Genomic DNA, 19957 nt, shown 5'->3' on the forward strand with positions numbered 1-19957 from the left:
CTTCGGACCGCGCACGCAGCCGCCAGGCCAGCGCCGCGACGGCGCGCTCACGCAGGCGCCCGGGCAGCCAGCCGGCCCAGCGGCGGGCCAGCACGCGGCTCTGCAGCGGCACGCGCTCGACCCGCGTGCCAGGCCTGACCTCACTCAGCAGCTCCGAGTCGACGTGGGAGCGCGGGTCGGGCTCCAGGCTCAGCACCAGCGGCTCCCAGCCCAGATCGGGCAGATGGTTGGCGAAAGCGAGGCTGCGCCGCGTGCCGGAGTTGGTGATCGGCGGGAACAGATAGGCGATGAAGAGGACGCGGCGCATCAGCTGAGCAGGTTGCGCGCCAGCCGCAGGCCGAACTTCAGCCGGTCGCGATCCCAGGGCGTGAAGCGCGGGATCTGGAACACGTCGTCGCCACGGCGGGCCGCCGCCCAGCGCGTGGACACGGCCGCATCGAAGCCGAGTTCGCGCACGAGGGCGGGATGCACCTCGGGCAGGTAATCCGTCCCCGGCTTGCCGTTGGGATAGGCGAACAGGCCGACCTTCTCGCCCAGCAGCTGCTGCAGCACATCGCGGCTGCGGCCGATCTCGTCGGCGGCCTGGCTGGCGTCGAGCGTGGCCAGGATGGGATGGCTGACCGTGTGAGCACCGATCTGCATGCCGGCACGACGAAGGCTGCGCACCTGCTCGCTGCTCATCATCAGGTCGTCCGGCGGGTTGACCTCGGCGCGCGCCGCGATGGCATTGACGCAGGCCAGCCGCGGCTCGGGAGGCAGGTATTTCACGCGTTCGATGAGCTTGCCCAGCATCGCGCGGCGGCCAGCGGTATCGCCCAGTGCCAGTTGGCCCAGGTCCTCGCCGCGACCGTCCTGCAGGCCGCGCAGGTCCAGCATGGACTTGGCGCTGAGCCGCACCGATTCGATCAGCGTGTCGTTCCACATGCGGCCGCCATCCAGAAAGCCGGTGGCGACAAAGAAGCTGCAGGGCAGGCCGTGCTTCTGCAGCAGCGGCAGGGCGACGTCATGGTTGTCGGCATAGCCGTCGTCGAAGCTCAGCGCGGCAGCCCGTGCCGGCAGGCTGCCATCGTGAAGCTGCCGGATCGCCGTGTCCAGCGGCAGCACGTTGAACCAGGACTTGGCCCAGCCCAGCAGTTCATCGAAGCGGGCCGCGTCGACCTCGTCGGGAAACAGCGGGTCGAGCTCGCGCAGCACGCGGTGGAAGATCAACACGGTCAGGCGCGCACGCGCGCCGGCCGGGGACAGCAGGCTGAACAGGGGCTTCATGGCAGGGGGATGCTTTTCTTCTTCTCGAAGCGCTTCTTCAGGAACTCGGGCCAGTAGATGACCGGCTCCTCCTTCTCCCGCAGCCACTCCTTGCGCTCCAGCCAGCGCCGGCCGACGACGGCCAGCACCAGCACGTTGTACGGCAGGTCCCAGTAGCTCAGGCTCAGGAAGGCGCCGCCCACGGCATAGCCGGCCAGGCTCACCTGCAGCATGCCGCCGAGGTCCGACAGCCATTGCGTCTCGGGCTTGCCGCGCGCCTTCGTGCGCAAGGTGCCGGCCGTGAACCAGCCCATGGTGAACAGCGCCAGGAAGATGAACAGGCCGACGAAGCCCTGTTCGCCCAGCACCATGAAATAGATGCTGTGGGCCGCGTGCACGTCGTTGGGGTCCGGGCCATAGACGGCAAAGATGACCCCCGTCCAGATCATGAAGCCGCCGCCGAAGAAGTTGGATTTCGCCAGATTCCAGGCCATGCCCCAGGCATTGATGCGGCCCATGGCCGACTCGTCCTGCTGGTAGGTCTTGATGGTGTTCATGCGTTCCCACCATTCAGCCGGCATCAGCGACAGCAGGGCCACCGCGACGACGACCATCGTGACCGCACCCACCATCTTGTTCTTGCCGCGCCACCACAGCACCAGCGCCATCGCGGCAATGGCCAGCAAAGCGCCGCGCGAATGGCTGCCCAGGGCCGCCATCGCCATCAGCACCATGCAGATGGTCATCGTCGTCTTGGCCCATTTGGCCTTCATCTGCATCTGCAGGAAGCGCATCAGCGGGATGACGATGACGATGGCCAGCGCGATCTCGTTGTTGCCTTCGATATAGGTGTTCTCGGGCCCCCAGACTTTGTAGCTGCCGCCGGTCAGGACCGTGAAGGCGCCCCCCTTGACACCGAAGAAACCGATGGAGGCGACCAGCACCCAGGTCAGCAGCATCATGTGGCGCTTGCTGTGCAGCAACACCATGGTGACCAGGATCATCAGATCGATCTTCATGACCCGGCTCCACAACTCGAAGCTCTGATCAAAGATCATCGAGAACGGCAAGGTGATGCACATCCACAGCATGAAGACCATCAGCGTGACGTTCTCGCGGTTCAACGAATAGTCACGTCTGTCCTTCGTGATGAAGAGGCCGATCAGCGTCGCCCCGCCGATGGCGGCGGCGAAGGGCATTGTCTTCAGCGCCCAGGACAGCTGGTGGGGATTCATGATGCTGAGCCAAGTCCAGCCGAGGATGCCAATCCAAGGCCGCCTGAACGCCTGCAAGAAGATCCAGCCCAGGATCACCAGCAATGTCAGATCACGCATGCGCGGCCACTCCGGTGATGGACTTGAACAAGGCGATCTGACCGTCCGTCGTGGCCTGCCAGCTGAAGCTTTCGGCATAGCGGCGCGTGGCCGCGCGGTCTATACCCTTGGCCAGCAACGCCCCGATGGCCGCGGCGAACGCGCTGCCCGTGCGTTCGCTCACCAGCCCACCCGCCTCGGGTGCGGCAACAACCTCGGGCGTGCCCCAGATATCGGTGGCGGCGACCGGCGTGCCACAGGCCATGGACTCGAGCAGCACATTGGCCCAGCCCTCGCGGCTGGAACACAGCAGCAGCACGTCGGCGGCGCTGTACCACTTCAGCAGCTCGGTGTTGGGCAGCGAGCCCGTCAGGCGCACCTTGTCGGCGACGCCCAGACGCGCTGCCAGCGCCGTCAGTGCCGCCCTCTCCTCGCCCTCGCCGATGACGACGAGGCGGGCTCCGGGTCGTTGCTTCGCCAGCTCTGCCAGCGCCTCGATAGCGATGTGGTGGCCCTTGCGTTCGATCAGGTGCCCCACGGACAGCAGCAGCGGCTCGCCGGACACACCGAGCTCCGCGCGCATGTCGGCCTGCGGCAGGGGGCGGAAGCGCTCCAGGTCTACGCCATTGCGCAAGGTATTCAGCTTCGCCGGGTCATGGCCCCAGCCGCGCAGCACGTCCATCAAGGCGGCGCAGACGCCGATGGAGCCTGATGCGCGCCCGGCCGCCCACTCGATCATGCGTTTGGGCAGGGCGTACTGGGGAATGAGGTTCAGGTCGGTGCCGCGCGCGGTGATGGTCAGCGGCTTGTTGAACCACTTGGACAGCAAAGCCGCAGCGACGCCGTCGGGGTAGTAGTAGTGCGCGTCGATGAGGTCGAAATCGAAGCCCTCGTCGATCAGTTTCTGCACCGCGCCACGCGCGCCCAAAGCCAGCGTCAGCGGCGCCAACGTCATGCCCACTTTGGGCAGCAACAGATAGCGCGGGTGCAGCACATCCAGGCCGTTGCGCTGCTCACGCGCCGGCGTGGCGGCGAACCTGGCGTAGTCGCCCCAGCGAGGGCTGGTGGACGGGAACCAGGGCACGGGGGCCACGACGCGAGATTCGACCTCGCCGCTCTTCATCAGCTCGCGCAGCCGCGTCTCCACGAAGATGCCGTGGCTGGGCCGCACGCTGCTCGGGAACAGCGTCGAGAAGGTGAGGACCTTCAGCTTTCTCACGCGACGGCCTCCACGGCTTCGATCAGGATGCGGCCGAAGACGTCGGCGGCCACGCGATGACCGAATTGGGCCTCGACCAACCGACGCGCCGCCTGCGACAGCTGCAGGCGCAGGGCGCCGTCATGGATGAGCCTGAGCGTCGCCTCGGCCAGCGCCTCGGCGCCGTCGGCGCGCAGAAAGTGGGTGCCGTCGTCAACGTCCAGGCCCTCGATGCCGATGCTGGTGGACACCACCGGCAGGCCCATGGCCATGGCCTCGAAGGCCTTGATGCGGGTGCCGCCGCCGACACGCAGCGGGATGACGAAGGCCTGGGCATCACGGGCATGGTCACGCACGTCGTCGACGAAACCCGTGAAGCTGACGCCGGGAACATTGCGCTGCACCAACGACGCCGGCGGATTCTTGCCGACGACGCGCAGCTGTGCATTCGGTACCTGGGCGCGCACACGCGGCCACACCTCTTCGATGTAGAAGCGGATGCCGTCGACATTGGCTTCCCAGTCCATCGAACCGGTGAAGACGACGGTTGGGCTGCCGTTAGCCGGTGCCTGCCAGGAGAAGAAGTCCAGGTCCACGCCGGTGGGGATGGCGCGGGCCGTCTTCAGCCCGTCGTTTTTCTCGAACATCTTGGCGTCGCGCTCGGACACAGCCACCACCCGCGTGAAGCGGGCCAGCGCCTCGCGTTCGAAGCGGCGCATCTTGGCCGCCTGCGAGGCCCACAGCCAGCGCAGCGGCGCGCTCGCCGCTGTCTTGGCATGGCGCTCGAAGATCTCGGCCTCGACGTTGTGCGTGAAGCAGACCGTCGCGCCTTTCAGCTTCTCTGGGCGCAGCACGGCGGCGTGGACGAAGTCGAAGACGACCACGTCGAAGTGCTCGGCTGCCAGCGCCTGCTCGACCGCGGCCACCGCGGCCGGCGTGCGGTCGTTGACCACGTTGATCGGTAGCGAAGACAGCAGGTCAGGTGCGCGCTGCCAGCGGGGGCGTGCCTCGCTCGGCTGCCAGCCGATGAAGCGTTCGCACAAACGGTCGAGTTCGCCCTGCCATTCACGCTGCTGCTCAGGCGTGGCCGGCGACAGCAGCGTGACATCGAACCGGTCGCTCTCCTTCAAGCCGCGCAGGATGTTGCCCGTGCGGATCTTGCCGCCGGCATCGGCCGGGAACAGGAAAACCGGCGAGACGAACGCGACCCGAAGTCGGTTCACCAGCAGATGCCCTCGTACTGTGCGAATCCAGCGTCGCGCAGGTCGGCGTAGCCGTTCAGGTCGACCACGCGCGCTTGCTTGCCCAGCGCGATGATGCGCTGGCGGGTTTCGGCGTCGGCATGGCCGACGACGATGATCTCGGCGCGAGCCAGCACGGCGTCGGGCGTCTCCTGCAGCAGCTTGTCGAGGTGGGGGATCTCGCGGTCGATGTATTCCTTGTTCTTGCCGAGCAGGCGCGCGATCTTGACGAACTTGTCGTAGATCGTCAGATCGAAGCCCTTGCCCAGCAACTTCTCGGCCAGCACCACCAGCGGCGAGTCGCGCAGGTCGTCGGTACCGGGCTTGAAGGCCAGGCCGAACAGGGCCACGGGCTTGCGGCCGTTGGCGGCGATCAGCTCATAGGCACGGCCGATGTGGGCGTCGTTGCTGTCCAGCAGCGCGCCAAGCACGGGGATGTTCACGCCGCGCTCGCGGGCGATGGTCAGGAAGCCCTTGACCTCCTTGGGCAGGCAGGAGCCGCCGAAGGCAAAGCCAGGGCGCAGATAGGCCTTGGAGATGTTGAGCTGGGTGTCGCGGCAGAACAGCTCCAGCACGTCGCGCGAGTCCAGGCCGGTTTCCTTCAGCACGGCGCCGGCTTCGTTGGCAAAGACGATCTTCAGCGCGTGGAAGACGTTGCACAGGTATTTGACCGACTCGGCCACGCCCACCTCGGCCGCGACGAAGTTGCCCGGCACGCCGGTGTACAGGCGCTTCATGACCTCGACGCCAGGCTCGTCCAGGCTGCCGACGATGGTCTGCGGCGGATTGTGGAAGTCGGACACCGACGAGCCCTCGCGCAGGAACTCGGGGTTGAAGACCAGCGACAGCCGATCACCGATCTTGCGGCCGGCGGCCTTCTCCAGCAGCGGCGCGATGCGGGCGCGCGTGGTGCCCGGCGCGACGGTGCTGCGGATCACCAGCGTGTGCTGGCCGTCTTTCTTGGCAATCTCGGCGCCGATCTGCCCGACGACGGCGTCCAGCGCCGTCAGGTCGGGCATGTAGTTGGGCAGGGACGGCGTGGCCACCGAGATCAGCGAGATCTCGGTGTCGCGCACCGCGGCGGCCACATCGCGCGTGGCCGTCAACTTGCCGGCCTTCACGGCGGCGCCAATCAGCTCCTCGATGCCTTCCTCGACGACCGGCGACTGCCCGGAAGCGATCAGCTCGACCTTGAGCGGGTTGATGTCCACGCCCACCACTTCGTGGCCGAGTTCGGGCAGGCAGGCGCAGGAGACCGCGCCGACGTAGCCGAGACCGAAAACCGAAACCTTCATGTCGTCCCTTTATCTCTTGAAATCGTTCAGGCCGCGGCGCGCGCGGTTGCGGCGCCCAGGCCTGCATTGCGCAGGAAGGCATCGAACATCAGCAACACCCACAGCGGCTGGGCGTGGTCCATCACGCCGCGCTCATGCTGGTCCAGCAGGCGGCCGATGACGGTCGGGTTGAACCAGCCCGTCTGGGCCAGCGCGCCCTGCTGCAGGGCCTGGCGGGTCTGCTCGCGCAGCGGGCCGCGCAGCCAGCGTGCCAGCGGCACCGCGAAGCCCATCTTGGGCCGGTACAGCACGTCATGCGGCAGCATGGGCTCCAGCGCCTTCTTGAACAGGTATTTGCCTTCCTGGCCGCGCAGCTTGAGGTCGGAAGGCAGCGAGGCGACCCATTCGACCAGTTGGTGGTCCATCAGGGGCTCGCGCACCTCCAGGCTGTGGGCCATGCTGGCGCGGTCGACCTTGGTGTTGATGTCGCCCGGCAGATAGGTGTGGATGTCCAGGTACTGGATCAGCGCCAGCGGGTCGTCGGTGTTGGCGCGCTGGGCGTGATGGTGGAAGACCTCGCTGGCATGCCAGCCCTGCAGGTCGCGCTTGAAGGCGTCGCTGAACAGCTCCTGGCGCAGCGGGTCGCGCACCAGGCCCATGGTGTTGAAGTAGGCGTCGACCGAGTTGCGGGCGATGGCCTGGAAGGTGGTCTTGGCACGGAAGACGCGCGGCGCCCAGTCGGCTTTCGGGTAGAGCTTGGCCAGCGGGCCGAACACGCCCTTGCGCAGGGCCAGCGGGAAGGCGCTGCGCATGCGCTCTTCCATCATGTGCATCTTGTAGCGACGGTAGCCGCCCAGGCTCTCGTCGCCGCCGTCGCCGGACAGCGCCACCGTGACGTGCTTGCGCGCCAGCTCACAGACGCGGTAAGTGGGAATGGCCGACGAGTCGGCATAGGGCTCGTCGTAGAGGTGGGCCAGCAGGTCGACGAGGCCGAAGTCGTCGCTGCTGACGACCTCGACGCGGTGGTTGGTGCGATAGCGGTCCGCCACCTGCTGGGCGAACTCGGTCTCGTTGAACTTGGGGTCGTCGAAGCCGATGGAGCAGGTGTTGACGGGTTGGTCGTCCAGCTGGGCCATGGCCGCGACGACGGCGCTGGAGTCCACGCCACCGGACAGGAAGGCGCCCAGCGGCACCTCGGCCTTCAAGCGCAGCTTGACCGACTCGGACAGGCGCCGGCGCAGTTCCTCGGCGGCCTCTTCCTCACCGATCTTGGCGTCGAGCGTGAACTTGACGTCCCAATAGCGCTGCGGCGTGCCGATGGGCTGGCCGCGCTTGACGAGCAGGCGGTGGCCGGGGGCGAGCTTCTGCGCGTGGCGGTAGATGGTCCAGGGGTCGGGCACATAGCCCAGCGCGAAATAGGCCTCGACGGCGCGCGGGTCGATCTCCTGGCGCAGGCCGCCGTGGGCCATCAGGCTCTTCAGCTCGGAGCCGAACAGCAGCCAGCCGTCCTCGGTCATTGCGTAGTGCAGCGGCTTCACGCCCAGGCGGTCGCGGGCCATGAAGAGGCAGTCGCGCTTTCGGTCGTGGATCATGAAGGCGAACATGCCGCGCAGGTGGTGCACGCAGTCCTCGCCCCAGTGCTCCCAGGCGCGCACGATGGCTTCGGAGTCGCTCTTGGTACGGAACACATAGCCGTGGCCGCGCAGCTCGTCCATCAACTCCAGGTAGTTGTAGACCTCGCCGTTGAAGACCAGGGCCACCGTCTTGTCGTCGTTGAAGATGGGCTGCTGGCCGGTCGCGATGTCGATGACCGACAGGCGCCGGTGGCCGAAGCCCACGCCGGGCTCGATGTGCAGGTCGCCCTCATCCGGCCCGCGGTGATGCTGGGACTCGTTCATCCGGTGCAGACGCTCGCGCTCGGGGAGGCGCTGGCCGCGGGTATCGAACAGACCGGTGATGCCGCACATGGGTTGGACCTGGTTCAGCCAATCATTGGGTAAAGCCGCGCCTGCCGAAACGGCAAGGCACGGGGAAAGGCGGATTCTTACCGAGCTTGGTGACCGCGCCGGGCGTTCGCTGTCCCTGGTGTGATGTCAGGCACGGGTTATCCCCCTGTCCGGGGGATGCTTGACCCGCGGGCAACGGGGGCTGCGGCCTGCCGGCAACGCCGATACTTCGGCGCCCTCCACCGCCCTGCTCCCAAAGCGCCGGCCATCTTGATCGCCCAGCTGTTCTCCTTCCTGTCCGTCGGCGTGCTCGCCACGGGCCTGCAGTACGTGCTGACGGCCGGCCTCGTGCTGGCGGGCTGGCTGCCGCTGGTGCCGGCATCCACCGTGGGTTTCCTGGTCAGCGCGACGTTCAATTACTGGGCCAATGCACGCCTGACCTTCGCCGCCCAGGGCAGCGCTGCGCGCAATCGCCCCCAGCAGTTGCGCTTCATCGCCATGGTGGCCCTGGGCTGCGCGCTGAATGCCGGCCTGCTGCGCGTCGCCGTGTCGCTGGGCCTGCACCCCGTCTTGAGCCAGCTCATCGCCACCGCCGGCGTGCTGGCCAGCAATTTCACGCTCAGCCGCCTCTGGGTGTTCCGCAAACCTTGACTGCCATCCCGCCATGGAACTGATCGACCCCGCCCAATTCCACCGTGCCAGCTGGGCCGGCGCCCAAGCGCCGGTCGTCAACTTCGTGCTGCCCTGCTACAACGAAGAGGCCGTGTTGCGCGAGACGGCCAGCCGCTTGGGGCTTTTGCTGAACGAGCTCAAAGCCGAAGGCCTGATCGCCGCGGCCAGCTCGGCCTACTACATCGACGACGGCAGCCGCGACGGCACCTGGGCCCTCATCGAGACGCTGGGCCGCGAGCGCGATGACGCCTGTGGCATCAAGCTCAGCCGCAACCGCGGCCACCAGAACGCGCTGCTGTGCGGGCTGATGACGGTGAGCGGCGACGCACTGATCAGCCTTGACGCCGACCTGCAGGACGACCTGTCCATCATCCCGGACATGATCCGCGCCTTCCGCAATGGCGACGAACTGGTCTACGCCGTGCGCCGCCGCCGCGACACCGACACCTTCTTCAAGCGTTTCACGGCGGAGGGCTACTACAAGGTCCTGGCCATGATGGGCGTCGAGGTCGTCTTCAACCACGCCGACTACCGGCTGATGGGGCGCCGCCCGCTGGAGGCGCTGCGCAACTATGAGGAAACCCACCTCTTCCTGCGCGGCATGATTCCCCAACTCGGCTACCCCAGCAGCGTCGTCAGCTTCGACCGCGCCGAGCGCTTTGCCGGCGAATCCAAATACCCGTTATCCAAGATGCTCAGCCTGGCCTGGCGGGGCGTCACATCGTTCTCCGCCGCACCACTGCGGGCCATCACGGGCCTGGGCGCCATGGTGTCACTCGTCAGCGTGGCCTTCGGTCTGTGGGCGTTGTTCATCAGGCTGTTCACCGAGGTCGCCCTGCCCGGCTGGGCGTCCACGGTAATCCCGATGTATCTGCTCGGCGGCATCCAGTTGCTCAGCCTGGGCGTCATCGGCGAGTACCTCGCCAAGGTCTACGAGGCCAGCAAGCAGCGCCCGCGCTTCCATGTGGAGGCCATTTCGGGCCACTGGGGCCAGAAGTGAGCGGCACAGCGCAACGCGCCCGCCCGCTACAGCTGCTGGGCGTCGGCCTGGCGGTCGCGCTGGCCTACGCCTGGCTGTGCTCGGCGCTGAAGGTCGATGACGTCGACCGCTACTGGCACGAACTGGGCGCCAACAGCTTCTTCTGGGACCTGGGCCACCTGTGGATGCAGCCGCTGGCGATGCTGCTGTATCGCGCCACCGGCGGCGTGCTGGGTGTGAACCACAGCCTGGAGGCGATCAATGTCCTCTCGGTGGCCTGGGGCTGCGCGGTCTTTTTCGCGACGCTGCGGGAGGCCGGCCATTCGATGCTGAAGAGCGTCGCCGCCGTCGTCTTCGTCGCGGTCAGCTTCAATCTCCTGACCCTCGGCCCCACGGCGCACATCAAGCTGATGGTGTTCCCGCCGCTGGCGCTGGCCCTGCACCATGCGCTGCGCTGGGAACGCGCCGAGGCCGCCGGCCAGCCCGGCACGCGCGACATGATCGCAAGCGCGGCCTGGTCGGGCGTGGGCGTGAACCTGCTCGTCAGCGTACTGCCCCAGGCCCTGCTGCTGGCCCTCTTCATGCTGATCCGCGGCGCACGCCGCCGGGGCTTCATGGTGGCACTTCGCCAGACCCTGCCTTATGCGATCACGCTGGCCGTCGTGGGCTTTGCGCTGCTGCTGGCCGCCTATGTGATGGCACGCCAGACCGGCACGACGCAGGCGCAGGACCTGCTGGGCTTCACGCTGGGTGGCCTGAAGGAGAAGCAGGCCTTGCAGAACTGGCTGGTCTCCTGGAAGGAGATGCCGGTGCGCTTCGCCTTCAGCCTCATCAACAACTTCGCCTTCCTGCCGTCCCTCGGTACGCTGGGCCGGGCCTATATGTGGGGCTGGCTGCCCGATGTGCATGCGGTGCTGCCATCGTTGCTGGGCCAGGCTTTGCTGGCGGCGCTGGTGGGGCTGCTGCTGGCAGCCATCGCCGTCGTGGGTGCCCGCCAGGCGCTGCGCAGCGCCGAGCCCGGCCTGCTGTCACCCTGGGCCTTTGTGCTGGGCGCGGCGGCCTTCTCGTACTACTACAACCTCAACGACCCGGAGCACTGGTTCCAGTTCACGATGCCGGTCGCGGTGCTGGCGCTGCAGTTGCGCCGGCGTTGGCTGGACGTGTGGCTGCTGGGCGTCGCGATGCCGGCGCTGCTGGTCGTCAACCTCATCGGCTACGGCATCCCCAAGGCGCGCTTCGCGCTGGCCGAGCGCCAGCAGGCGCTGCAGGCGGCGCTGGGGCCGCAGGGCTTGTACGTGGGTTTTGCCGCCTACCCGGGTGAGCCGGACAGCAGCCTCTTCGACACGCCGGGCGTCGAGCGCTTCAACATCGACCTCGTGCAGATGAACGACACCAAGGCCGATACGGCGGCGCTGCTGGCACGCCTGGATGCGCAGGTCGATGCCGCGCTGGCACGCGGCGGTCGCGTGCTGGTGTTCCGTGCGCTGGACGAGCAGGACTGGCGCGGCCCGGTCATGCAGGTGGCGCTGGCCGGCTTGCCGCGCGCCAAGCTGCGCGAACACCTGGCGGCGCGCTATGCGATCAGCGGCCCGGTTGATGCCGGCGGGTTCCCCGCCTACGAGCTTCGGCCGCGCGCCGCCGACGCGTACAAGGCCCCATAGGCGGCGATCATGCCGTCCAGGCTGAACTGCGCCCGTGCGCGGGCCAGCGACGCCTCGGCCAGACGCTGGCGCAGCGCCGCATCGTTGACGAGCCGGGCCAGCGCCGCGGCGAGCGCAGCGCTGTCCTGCACCGGCACGAGCAGGCCGTTCGCGTCGTTCTCCACCAGTTCGGGGTTGCCCCCCACGTCCGTCGCGACCGGCGCGCAGCCGCAGGCCATGGCCTCCAGCAGCGTATTGCTGATGCCTTCGGCCTGCGACGGCAGCGCAAAGATGTYGAAGTTCGGCAGCAGGGCCGCGACATCGCTGCGGTCGCCGGGCAGCCAGGCCTGATCGGCTGCGCTCCGTTCGGCCAGCCGCGTACGCGCCGCGTCGAACAGTGGGCCGCCGCCGAGCATCACCAGGCGCAAGCGCGGCCAGTCGGCCGGGCAAAGCTCGCGCAGGCTCAGGAAGGCGTTGACGAGGTTGAGCGGGTCCTTCACGGCCTGCATCCGTCCCACCGCGCCGATGACAAGATGCTCGCCGCGGCGATAGGGCCAGGCCTCGGGCGGGACGGCCGCGGGCATGAACCGCTGCGTATCCACGCCGTTGCAGATGCGCTGCACGCGCTCGGCCGCAAAGCCGACCGGGCCGGTCAGATAGGTTTCGATGGCCCTGGACAAGGCCACGAAGCGATGCACGCCAGAACCGTAGACACGGCGCAGGCGCTGGTTGGTGCGGCTGACGCCGCCGAGATCGTTGACGTCCCAGCCGTGCTCGCTGTGAACCCGCAGTGGCACACGGGCGGCCCAGGCCGGCAGCTGAAACTCCATCGCGCCGAGGTTGCGCGTGTGCACGACGGCGGGGCGCAGTTCGCGCAGCAGCCGGTAGACACGTGGATAGAGCCAGAAGCCCTGGCCAGGCGGCTTGTGCAGGGCGATGAACTGCGTGCCGGGCGCTTTCACCCGCTCCTTGAACGCAGTGATCTCGGTCACCGCCACCACCGCGTGCCGGAACGCCGGCAGGTGGTTGATGACGTTGACGACGCCGTTCTCCAGCCCGCCGGTGTCGAAGCGGTGCAGCAGATGCACGACCAGGGGTCGCAGGTCCGCTTGCACAGGTCAGCGCCGCCCGGCCGCCCGTAGGCGCTGACGCGCCCCCTCGGGGGGCAGCGTGCGAAGCACGCGTGGGGGCTCCATCCTTACAGGCGCCAGAGGCGGAAGCCCGCGTCCACCAGCGCCTTGGCGTCGAAGGCGGCCTTCACGTCGATGAAGGCGCCGCCCTTGACGAGCTTCTTGCCAATGTCCGCGGCGCTGAGGCCGGCGTACTCGCGGTGCGACACGGCGGCCACGATGGCATCGGCCTGCGGCAGGTCCTCGAAGGGCATCAGGCGCACACCGTACTCGTGCATGGCCTCATCAGCCTCGGCTTGCGCATCGGTGACGAAGATCTCGACGCCGTAGGTCTTGAGCTCGTTGATGATGTCGATGACCTTGGAGTTGCGCAGGTCGCCGCAGTTCTCCTTGAAGGTCAGGCCCAGCACGTTGATGCGCGCGCCTTTCACCGGGCTGCCGCTGGCGATCATCTGCTTGATGGTCTGCTCGGCGATGAACTTGCCCATGCCGTCGTTGATGCGACGGCCAGCCAGGATGACCTGCGGGTGGTAGCCCAGCATGTCGGCCTTGTGCGTCAGGTAATAGGGATCGACGCCGATGCAGTGGCCGCCCACCAGGCCCGGCTTGAACTTCAGGAAGTTCCACTTCGTGCCGGCCGCCTCCAGCACCTCGGAGGTGTCGATGCCGAGCTTGTCGAAGATGATGGACAGCTCGTTCATCAGCGCGATGTTGAGGTCGCGCTGCGTGTTCTCGATGACCTTGGCGGCCTCGGCGGCCTTGATGCTGGACGCGCGGTGCACGCCGGGCTCGACGATCATCTCGTAGACCTTGGCGACCGTGTCGAGGGTCTCGGGTGTGTCGCCGGAGACGATCTTCAGGATCTTGGTGAGCGTGTGCTCCTTGTCGCCCGGGTTGATGCGCTCGGGGCTGTAGCCGACGAAGAAGTCCTGCTTCCATTTCAGGCCCGATTCGCGCTCCAGCACGGGGATGCAGACCTCCTCGGTAGCGCCGGGGTAGACCGTGCTCTCGTAGACGACGATGGCGCCCTTCTTCATGTGGCGGCCGACGCTGGTGGAGGAGCCGATCAGCGGGCGGAAATCGGGGATGTGGGCCTCGTCAACCGGCGTGGGCACGGCGACGATGATGACGTCGGCCTCGGCCAGCATCTTGGGATCGTCGGTGTAGACGGCGTGCTTGGCCGCCTGGACTTCCTCGTCCGTCAGCTCGCGGCTCGGGTCGGTGCCGCGTTGGCAGGCTTCCACCTTGTTCTTGGCGATATCGAAGCCGATGGTGCGCACCTGCTTGCCGAACTCCACCACCAGGGGCAGGCCCACGTAGCCCAGGCCGATGACTGCGAGCGTATTCATGGATCGTTTCTCGTTGCTGTGATTTTTGAAGGCGCGTGATTGTCACTGCTGGCGCGCGGCGTCGCGGTCGCGCACCCCGCGCAAAGCGGTGTCCAGACTGCCCCAGTGCGCGTGCAGGAATTCGCGCAGCAGGGCGTCATCAGCGCCGGCGACGGTCTTGTCGGCATAGACCAGGATGACCGCCGCATCGTCGCCGTGGCCCAGCAGACTCTGCCAGGCGCCATAAAGCTTGGCCTGCCAGTCGCTGGTGAAGGGCCGGCCGTTGATCCAGTAGATCTGCCAGACGCGCAGCCGCGGCGCCATGTTGCCGCCGCCGCTGACCTGGTTCAGGGCCTGGCCGCGCAGCTCCCCGGTGCGCCAGGTCAGGCCGTCCAGCTGTGCCTGGCCGGCGCCCGTGCGCGACCATTCCTTGTCGTCCTCGTCATTGACGAGGTCGTTGACTGAGGTGACGAGCTGGCGACCATAACGCTGGTCGCGGTAATAGCCGACATAGACCCCCACCGGCGCGTCGCCGGTGGCGGGCGCGAACCGGCCACGCAGGACCGCTCTGGGGTTCTTGAAATGGGGGTTCCAGTTGGTCAGGGCTTCGGGCGACCAGGTCCAGCCCGCCAGTTGAGGCGCTGCAAGGCTGGGCTCGCCATGGGCACCCGAGTGCGCGGCCTGGGCCCGCATGCCCGAAGGCAGGGCCGCCAGCAGCAGCGCCGCCACCAGGACCGTCGCGAAGCGCGCAGGCGACAGCCCCAGTCCGGCCGCATCCGGCGAGGCCAGCACGGGCTCGGGGTCGGGGTCCGACCAGCGCGCCCCGATCATGAACATCGCCAGCATGATGAGTCCGAAGAAGACCCAGCCGTAGATGATGTGGTCTACGCCCACGGCGAGCTTGTTGCCCGAAAGATGGCCCAGCATGACGATCATGTAGGCGCGCAACCAGTTGGCCACCAGCGGCGTAACAATGGCCACGCCCACAAAGGCCCACCGCTTGCCGGTCGTGCGGTAATTCAAGTAGGCGAACAGCGTGCCCACCATGACCGAGGCCATCAGGTAGCGGATGCCGCTGCAGGCTTGCACCACGGACCACGAGCCCGACGGAATGACGAACTGCAGCGCCTCGCGGAACACCGGGATGCCGGTGGCGCGCAGGGCAACGATGGTGAAGTCGGCCGTGCGCTCCATCAGCCAAGGCGTCAGGAAGTCGCCGAAAGGCACGGCGAAGAACAGGAAGCCCAACGGGAAGGCAATGCGCCCGGCGGCCTGCGTGCCGATCAGCGCAGGCACCAGGGCCACGGCCATGCCGAGCAACGCGAATTGAGTTGCGGCATTGGCGGCGGCAAGGTCACCGATCAGCCACAGCAGGCCCAGGGGCAGCAAGGCCAGCAACCACCAGGGCGCTGGCCGCGGCGTGATCGACGCCAGCTCGGCGCGCCGACGCCAGACCAGCCAGGCCGAGATTGGCGGCACCACCCAGGCATGGGCAAAGGTCTCGGAACGGTTCCAGATCTCGACCATGGCGGCGCCGGTCGCGAAATACAGGATCGCGAGCAGCCCCCAGGCCAGGGCCAGGCCGAGCAGGGGCAGTCGCCAGGGCTTGGGCAGGGTGATCAAGCAACCTCCAGGTAGCGGTCCAGGCCAGCCAGATGGGCGTCCCAGCTGTAGGCGCCGAGCACGAAGTCGCGCGCCGTACGGCCGGCCGCATTGGCAGCCTCGTGATTGGAAAGCAGCGCGCCGAGGCGTTCGGCGTAGTCCGCTTCGGTATCGGCCGGCTGCAGCCCAGGCTGCACACCCGCCGCGATCGCACGCACGCAGGTACTGGCTGCGACAACCGGACGTGCCATGGCCATCGCCTCCAGCACCTTGTTCTGAATGCCACGTGCCAGCCGCAGCGGCGCAACAACCGCGGCCGCGTATTGCAGATACGGTCGCACGTCGGGCACAGTGCCGGTCACGTTGATGGTGTCGCCAGCGAGCGCCTGCACGGCGGGCGCCGGGCTGCGACCGACGATGTGAAAGCGCAGTGCCGGAAAGCGCTCGCGCAGCGCGGGCAGGATGTCGCTGGCGAACCAGGTCACCGCGTCGACGTTGGGCCAATAGTCCATGGCGCCAGTGAACACCAGCGGCAGCTCGCCGGACGCAAACGGGTTGGTGCGCGCCGCGTCCGGCGTGAAGAAATCGGCATCGACGCCGTTGCCCAGGGCCGCGAGGCGTAGCTCATGGCCGGGGCTCAACGCGCGGAACAGCGCGACTTCGTTGTCGGTGACGAAGAAGCTGCAGGCGGCGCCTTCTGCCACGCGCTGCTCGAAGCCAAGCAGCTTGGCGAACTCGCGGCGGTAGAGCCAGGACATCGGCCAGGCATGCTCGGGTGCGTAATCGCGCCACTTGGCGGAGTCGACGTCGACGAAGTCCACCAGCGTCTTCACGCCCTTCAGGCCGTGCGTGTATTGCGCCATCACGCCGCTGAAGACGACGACGGCATCGAAGCCGACACGGGCCGCGGCGTCGTCCACCCAGGCCTGCAGGCCGGCGTCGCGGTAGTACGGCAGGCTCAGCGCCTCGCCGCTGAGCAGGCCGCGCAGGCTCAGCAGCTTGGCCGAGCGCGGGTTCAGGCGCGCCACATGCACGTTCTTGCACAGCGCGCGCACGCGCGGCAGGTGCTGCTCGTCATCGGGGTCGTCGAGGAAGGTGCCGAGATGGACCTCGTGCCGCGCCGCCAGGTGCTTGAGCAGATGGTAGGAGCGCACCTTGTCGCCCTTGTTGGGCGGGTAAGGCAGGCGGTGGACGAGGTAGAGGATCTTCATGATCCGACGTTCACCCGAGGTTCTTCACGATGAAGGGCCCGAGCCAGTTCGCAAAGCCGATGGGCAGCTTGCGCCAGGCCTTGATCATCAGCTGGTACTTGGGGTTGTTCGGGTTGTTCTGGGGAATCGCGTCGCGCTTGAACAGCCGGTACTCGTAGCTCAGCGGCTGCGGCTCGAAGCCCCAGTTCTTCTTGAACGCATAGGGGCCGGTGCCCTGCTTGCTGCGGCCGTAGTCGAAGACCTTGAGGCCCCGGGCGCAGGCCCGGCGCATCAGCTCCCAATACTTGAAATCGTTCGCAGCCAGGTCGCGTGCCGCTTCATCGTCACCGGCGTAATAGGGCAGGCATTCGTCGCGGAAGTAGAACGTCAGCACGGTCGACAGCGGCTTGCCGCCGGGGCTCGTGACGGTCAGCACCTCGGCATCCGCGCCAAATTCGTCCAGCAAGGCCTGGAAGTACTTCTTGGGCATGGCCGGCGTGCCGTGGCGGTGCACGTTGTCGGCGTACAAGTCAAAGAAGCGGTCGACGTTGGCATCGATCTCGGCCTTGAGCTCGTTCTTGATGCCCTTGCGCACCATCGCTCGTTGCTTGCGAGGGATGGCCAGCATGTTGGCCTCCTCCTCCGCAAGGATCTCCTTGCGGAAGGTCACGTAGAGATCCTGGCGCGGCCAGTCGGCGTGGCGCGTGGGGCCGAGGTTGCGGTATTCGAGGTGCTCGGCGCCCTGCCCTCGCGCGATCTTCTCGGCCTCGGCCTCCAGCGCTGCGGTGGCCTCGTCGTTCAACGCGGCCACGCCGCCATAGACGCCGAACGGCAGGCTCGTGACCGAGTGGCCGAACAGCCGGCTCTTGACCTCGGCCAGCGGCAGCACGCCCTCGATGACACCGTCTCGCTCGGCGTAGAGGAAGAATCCCTTGTGGCCAAACACCGACTGGATGATGCGCAGCCAGCCGCTGCGGTGGAAGAAGGTCGCTTGCGGGTGGGCGAAGACGAAGGCGTCCCAGCGCGCGGACAAGGCTTTGTCTTGCGCGGCCAGGCGCGCAATGCGAAGGGGGGAGTTCATTCAGGCCGGGCTCAGCGAGGGCGCCGAAGCGCGCGGGCTGGCCTCACGGCCGAGGAAGATCTCGTCCATCCGGCCCCAGCGGAAATCGCCGAGCAGCCGCGCGATCCGGTCGTGGGTGCGCGGGATGTTGACGTAATGGCGGAAGCGCGTCTTGGCGTTGATGCCGGGGATGCGCGGCTGCTCGCTGTCGATCTCCCACGGATGGAAGTAGAAGACCGCTGGCTCGCCGTCAATCTCGTTGACGCGGCGGATCATCCAGCGTGACAGCGCATAGGGCAGCAGCCGGAAATAGCCACCGCCGCTGCTGGGCAGGTTGCGCGAGCCCATGCGCAGGGTGGTCACCGGGATCTCGAGCAGGCCCTCGCGCACCGGGTAGGCGAAGCGGGGCGAGTCGGGCATGCCGTAGTGGTCGTGGGCGATGGGGTAGACGCTGCTGGAGTAGCGGTAGCCGGCATCGCGCAGCACGTCGAAGGCCCAGAGGTTGGCCTTGCCAATGGAGAAGCTCGGCGCACGGTAGCCGATGACGGGCACGCCGCCCAGGTCCTCGAGCATTTTCTTGGCACGGCTGATGTCGTCCAGGAAGGCCGTCGGGCTGAGGTCGCTGGCACGCTCGTGGCCATAGCCATGGCTGGCCAGTTCGTGCCCGCCGGCCACGATGGCCTTCACCACCTGCGGATAGCGCTCGGCGATCCAGCCCAGCGTGAAGAAGGTGGCCTTGACCTGCTTGGCGGCCAGCAGCGCGAGGATGCGCTCGATGTTGCGCTCGACGCGGCATTCCAGGCCGTTCCAGTCCTCGCGCTTGATGTAGGGCGCGAAGGCGGAGACCTGGAAGTAGTCTTCCACGTCAATGCTCATCGCATTGCGCAGGGCCGGAGTCTTGGTGGGCATCAGCATGATCGGGACTCCATCAGTGCTGCTTCACGGCGTCCACCAGCTTCTGCAGCAGCGCCAGCGTCTGGAGATTGATCCGCTCCAGCCGCATCATGCTGCGCTCCAGGCGCTGCAGGCGGTCGGTGTGGTGATCGGCGCTGAGGGCCGCGATCTCGCTGGACAGGCCATCGACCTCGGCGACGCTCAGCTTCAGCCTGGACACGTCCAGTGCGCCAGGTGCACTGTCCAGCGCACCGGGGCGGCTGTCGGGCAGTTTGGCCGGCGTGCTGTCCAGCGGGCTGACGTCGCTGTGGCGCGGGATCTCGCTCTCCTGGGCGATGTCGCGCAGCACTTCCTTCACGTCCGCCAGCGTCAGATGGCTGCGCCCCTGCATGAAGCCCAGCAGCAGCAGGCGGTCGCACAGGCGATTGATGCGGCGTGGGATGCCGTTGCTGGCCTTGTGGATGGCCGGGAAGGCGTCGTGGTCGAAGGTCGGCTTGCCGGCGGAGCCCGCGCACTTCAGGCGGTGCTCCATGTAGCGCTGGGTCTCGTCTTCGTCCAGCGGGCCGATGTGGCAGGTCGCCGCGACGCGCTGGCGGAACTGCTCCATCTCGGGCTTCTGCAGGATGCCGCGGAACTCGGGCTGGCCGACGAGAAAGGTCTGCAGCAGCGACTGGTTGGCAAACTGGAAGTTGGACAGCATGCGCAACTCCTCGACCGCGCGGGCCGTCAGGTTCTGCGCCTCGTCGACGATGAGCAGGCAGCGCTTGCCCTGGGTGACCTGGTTGACGAAGAAGGCTTCCAGCGTCATCAGCAGCTCGGACTTGGGCGCATCCTTGACGCGCACGCCGAAGGCCGCGCCCACCATGCGCAGTGTGTCCTCGGCATCGAGCTGGGTCGTCACGACGTTGCCGATGACGACGTTGCTGCGGTTCAGGCTGTCCAGCAGGCCGCGCAGCAGCGTGGTCTTGCCGGCACCGATCTCGCCGGTGATGACGATGAAGCCGTCATTGCGGAGCACGCCATAGTCCAGATACGCCTTGGCCCGGCGATGCTGCTTGCTGCCGTAGTAGAAGTTCGGGTCCGGGCTGAGCTGGAAGGGCTTGCTGCTCAGGCCATAGAAGGCTTCGTACATGTCAGTTGTCCATTACGCATTCTCGGCGCACGAAACCGGCGTCTGCGGAGCCGAGCGCTGGGCCGCTCCCGAGCCGGCCCGTTTGGCGATGTGCTCGCGGCTCGATGCCGCGA

16 protein-coding genes and 1 pseudogene are annotated in these 19957 nt (G+C 67.4%); 3 read left to right on the plus strand and 14 right to left on the minus strand.

Annotated features, from left to right (window positions below; all coding sequences use genetic code 11):
* The 7 genes and pseudogenes from ACXJLH_RS17740 to ACXJLH_RS17770 all read right to left on the minus strand — a co-directional run.
* Positions 1–307: pseudogene (locus ACXJLH_RS17740) on the minus strand (hypothetical protein); the annotation flags it as partial.
* Positions 307–1266 carry a polysaccharide deacetylase family protein gene (locus tag ACXJLH_RS17745; RefSeq protein WP_457355971.1) on the minus strand — a complete coding sequence of 320 codons (960 nt, stop codon included), beginning with the start codon at positions 1264–1266 and terminating at the stop codon, positions 307–309. The gene ACXJLH_RS17745 and the pseudogene ACXJLH_RS17740, both read right to left, overlap by 1 nt.
* Positions 1263–2579 (minus strand): putative O-glycosylation ligase, exosortase A system-associated, encoded by a 1317-nt coding sequence (locus ACXJLH_RS17750; protein ID WP_056195828.1) that lies wholly within the window; start codon positions 2577–2579, stop codon positions 1263–1265. The genes ACXJLH_RS17745 and ACXJLH_RS17750 overlap by 4 nt, the downstream gene beginning before the upstream one ends.
* Positions 2572–3768: a glycosyltransferase family 4 protein gene (locus tag ACXJLH_RS17755; protein WP_457445782.1), complete on the minus strand. Its 1197-nt coding sequence runs from the start codon at positions 3766–3768 to the stop codon at positions 2572–2574. Before ACXJLH_RS17755 ends, ACXJLH_RS17750 begins: the two co-directional genes overlap by 8 nt.
* A 5-nt stretch (positions 3769–3773) precedes the next feature.
* A complete protein-coding gene (locus ACXJLH_RS17760; RefSeq protein ID WP_457445602.1) occupies positions 3774–4979 on the minus strand; it encodes a glycosyltransferase family 4 protein in 1206 nt (401 codons plus the stop codon).
* Positions 4976–6292: a nucleotide sugar dehydrogenase gene (locus tag ACXJLH_RS17765; RefSeq protein ID WP_457445603.1), complete on the minus strand. Its 1317-nt coding sequence runs from the start codon at positions 6290–6292 to the stop codon at positions 4976–4978. Before ACXJLH_RS17765 ends, ACXJLH_RS17760 begins: the two co-directional genes overlap by 4 nt.
* Positions 6293–6318: 26 nt before the next feature.
* Positions 6319–8238: an XrtA/PEP-CTERM system amidotransferase gene (locus tag ACXJLH_RS17770; RefSeq protein WP_457445604.1), complete on the minus strand. Its 1920-nt coding sequence runs from the start codon at positions 8236–8238 to the stop codon at positions 6319–6321.
* A 249-nt stretch (positions 8239–8487) separates the two neighbouring features.
* Here ACXJLH_RS17770 and ACXJLH_RS17775 point away from each other — a divergent pair, with 249 nt between their 5' ends.
* Genes ACXJLH_RS17775 through ACXJLH_RS17785 form a run of 3 tightly spaced genes read left to right on the plus strand, consistent with a single transcriptional unit; the run spans position 8488 to position 11529 of the window.
* A complete protein-coding gene (locus ACXJLH_RS17775; protein WP_056195815.1) occupies positions 8488–8868 on the plus strand; it encodes a GtrA family protein in 381 nt (126 codons plus the stop codon).
* A gap of 13 nt (positions 8869–8881) precedes the next feature.
* The gene (locus ACXJLH_RS17780; RefSeq protein WP_457355976.1) at positions 8882–9889 is read left to right on the plus strand and encodes a glycosyltransferase family 2 protein; all 1008 of its coding nucleotides are present in this window, start codon (positions 8882–8884) and stop codon (positions 9887–9889) included.
* A complete protein-coding gene (locus ACXJLH_RS17785; RefSeq protein ID WP_056195811.1) occupies positions 9886–11529 on the plus strand; it encodes a hypothetical protein in 1644 nt (547 codons plus the stop codon). Before ACXJLH_RS17780 ends, ACXJLH_RS17785 begins: the two co-directional genes overlap by 4 nt.
* Here ACXJLH_RS17785 and ACXJLH_RS17790 read toward each other — a convergent pair.
* The 7 genes from ACXJLH_RS17790 to ACXJLH_RS17820 form a co-directional block, all read right to left on the minus strand.
* The gene (locus ACXJLH_RS17790) at positions 11484–12623 is read right to left on the minus strand and encodes a TIGR03088 family PEP-CTERM/XrtA system glycosyltransferase (RefSeq protein WP_457445605.1); all 1140 of its coding nucleotides are present in this window, start codon (positions 12621–12623) and stop codon (positions 11484–11486) included. The two genes, ACXJLH_RS17785 and ACXJLH_RS17790, sit on opposite strands and share 46 nt — an antisense overlap.
* A gap of 83 nt (positions 12624–12706) precedes the next feature.
* Positions 12707–13987: a nucleotide sugar dehydrogenase gene (locus ACXJLH_RS17795; RefSeq protein WP_457355979.1), complete on the minus strand. Its 1281-nt coding sequence runs from the start codon at positions 13985–13987 to the stop codon at positions 12707–12709.
* Positions 13988–14029: 42 nt separating this feature from the next.
* A complete protein-coding gene (xrtA, locus tag ACXJLH_RS17800) occupies positions 14030–15589 on the minus strand; it encodes an exosortase A (protein WP_056195804.1) in 1560 nt (519 codons plus the stop codon).
* Positions 15586–16779 carry a TIGR03087 family PEP-CTERM/XrtA system glycosyltransferase gene (locus ACXJLH_RS17805; protein ID WP_056195801.1) on the minus strand — a complete coding sequence of 398 codons (1194 nt, stop codon included), beginning with the start codon at positions 16777–16779 and terminating at the stop codon, positions 15586–15588. Before ACXJLH_RS17805 ends, xrtA begins: the two co-directional genes overlap by 4 nt.
* 10 nt (positions 16780–16789) lie before the next feature.
* Positions 16790–17839: a FemAB family XrtA/PEP-CTERM system-associated protein gene (locus tag ACXJLH_RS17810; protein WP_457445606.1), complete on the minus strand. Its 1050-nt coding sequence runs from the start codon at positions 17837–17839 to the stop codon at positions 16790–16792.
* Positions 17840–18733 carry an XrtA system polysaccharide deacetylase gene (locus ACXJLH_RS17815; RefSeq protein WP_457322867.1) on the minus strand — a complete coding sequence of 298 codons (894 nt, stop codon included), beginning with the start codon at positions 18731–18733 and terminating at the stop codon, positions 17840–17842.
* A gap of 13 nt (positions 18734–18746) precedes the next feature.
* On the minus strand, positions 18747–19844 hold the full coding sequence (locus tag ACXJLH_RS17820; protein ID WP_056195797.1) for an XrtA/PEP-CTERM system-associated ATPase: 1098 nt from the start codon (positions 19842–19844) through the stop codon (positions 18747–18749).
* Between the last annotated feature and the right edge of the window lie 113 nt (positions 19845–19957).

The organism is Roseateles sp. P5_E4, from assembly GCF_054049255.1.

Excerpts from the sequence above, each read along its gene's own strand:
- ACXJLH_RS17745 (WP_457355971.1), bottom strand. The coding sequence starts at position 1,266 with ATGAAGCCCCTGTTCAGCCTGCTGTCCCCGGCCGGCGCGCGTGCGCGC.
- ACXJLH_RS17750 (WP_056195828.1), bottom strand. The coding sequence starts at position 2,579 with ATGCGTGATCTGACATTGCTGGTGATCCTGGGCTGGATCTTCTTGCAG.
- ACXJLH_RS17765 (WP_457445603.1), bottom strand. The coding sequence starts at position 6,292 with ATGAAGGTTTCGGTTTTCGGTCTCGGCTACGTCGGCGCGGTCTCCTGC.
- ACXJLH_RS17770 (WP_457445604.1), bottom strand. The coding sequence starts at position 8,238 with ATGTGCGGCATCACCGGTCTGTTCGATACCCGCGGCCAGCGCCTCCCC.
- ACXJLH_RS17780 (WP_457355976.1), top strand. The coding sequence starts at position 8,882 with ATGGAACTGATCGACCCCGCCCAATTCCACCGTGCCAGCTGGGCCGGC.
- ACXJLH_RS17795 (WP_457355979.1), bottom strand. The coding sequence starts at position 13,987 with ATGAATACGCTCGCAGTCATCGGCCTGGGCTACGTGGGCCTGCCCCTG.
- ACXJLH_RS17805 (WP_056195801.1), bottom strand. The coding sequence starts at position 16,779 with ATGAAGATCCTCTACCTCGTCCACCGCCTGCCTTACCCGCCCAACAAG.
- ACXJLH_RS17810 (WP_457445606.1), bottom strand. The coding sequence starts at position 17,839 with ATGAACTCCCCCCTTCGCATTGCGCGCCTGGCCGCGCAAGACAAAGCC.
- ACXJLH_RS17815 (WP_457322867.1), bottom strand. The coding sequence starts at position 18,733 with ATGCTGATGCCCACCAAGACTCCGGCCCTGCGCAATGCGATGAGCATT.
- ACXJLH_RS17820 (WP_056195797.1), bottom strand. The coding sequence starts at position 19,844 with ATGTACGAAGCCTTCTATGGCCTGAGCAGCAAGCCCTTCCAGCTCAGC.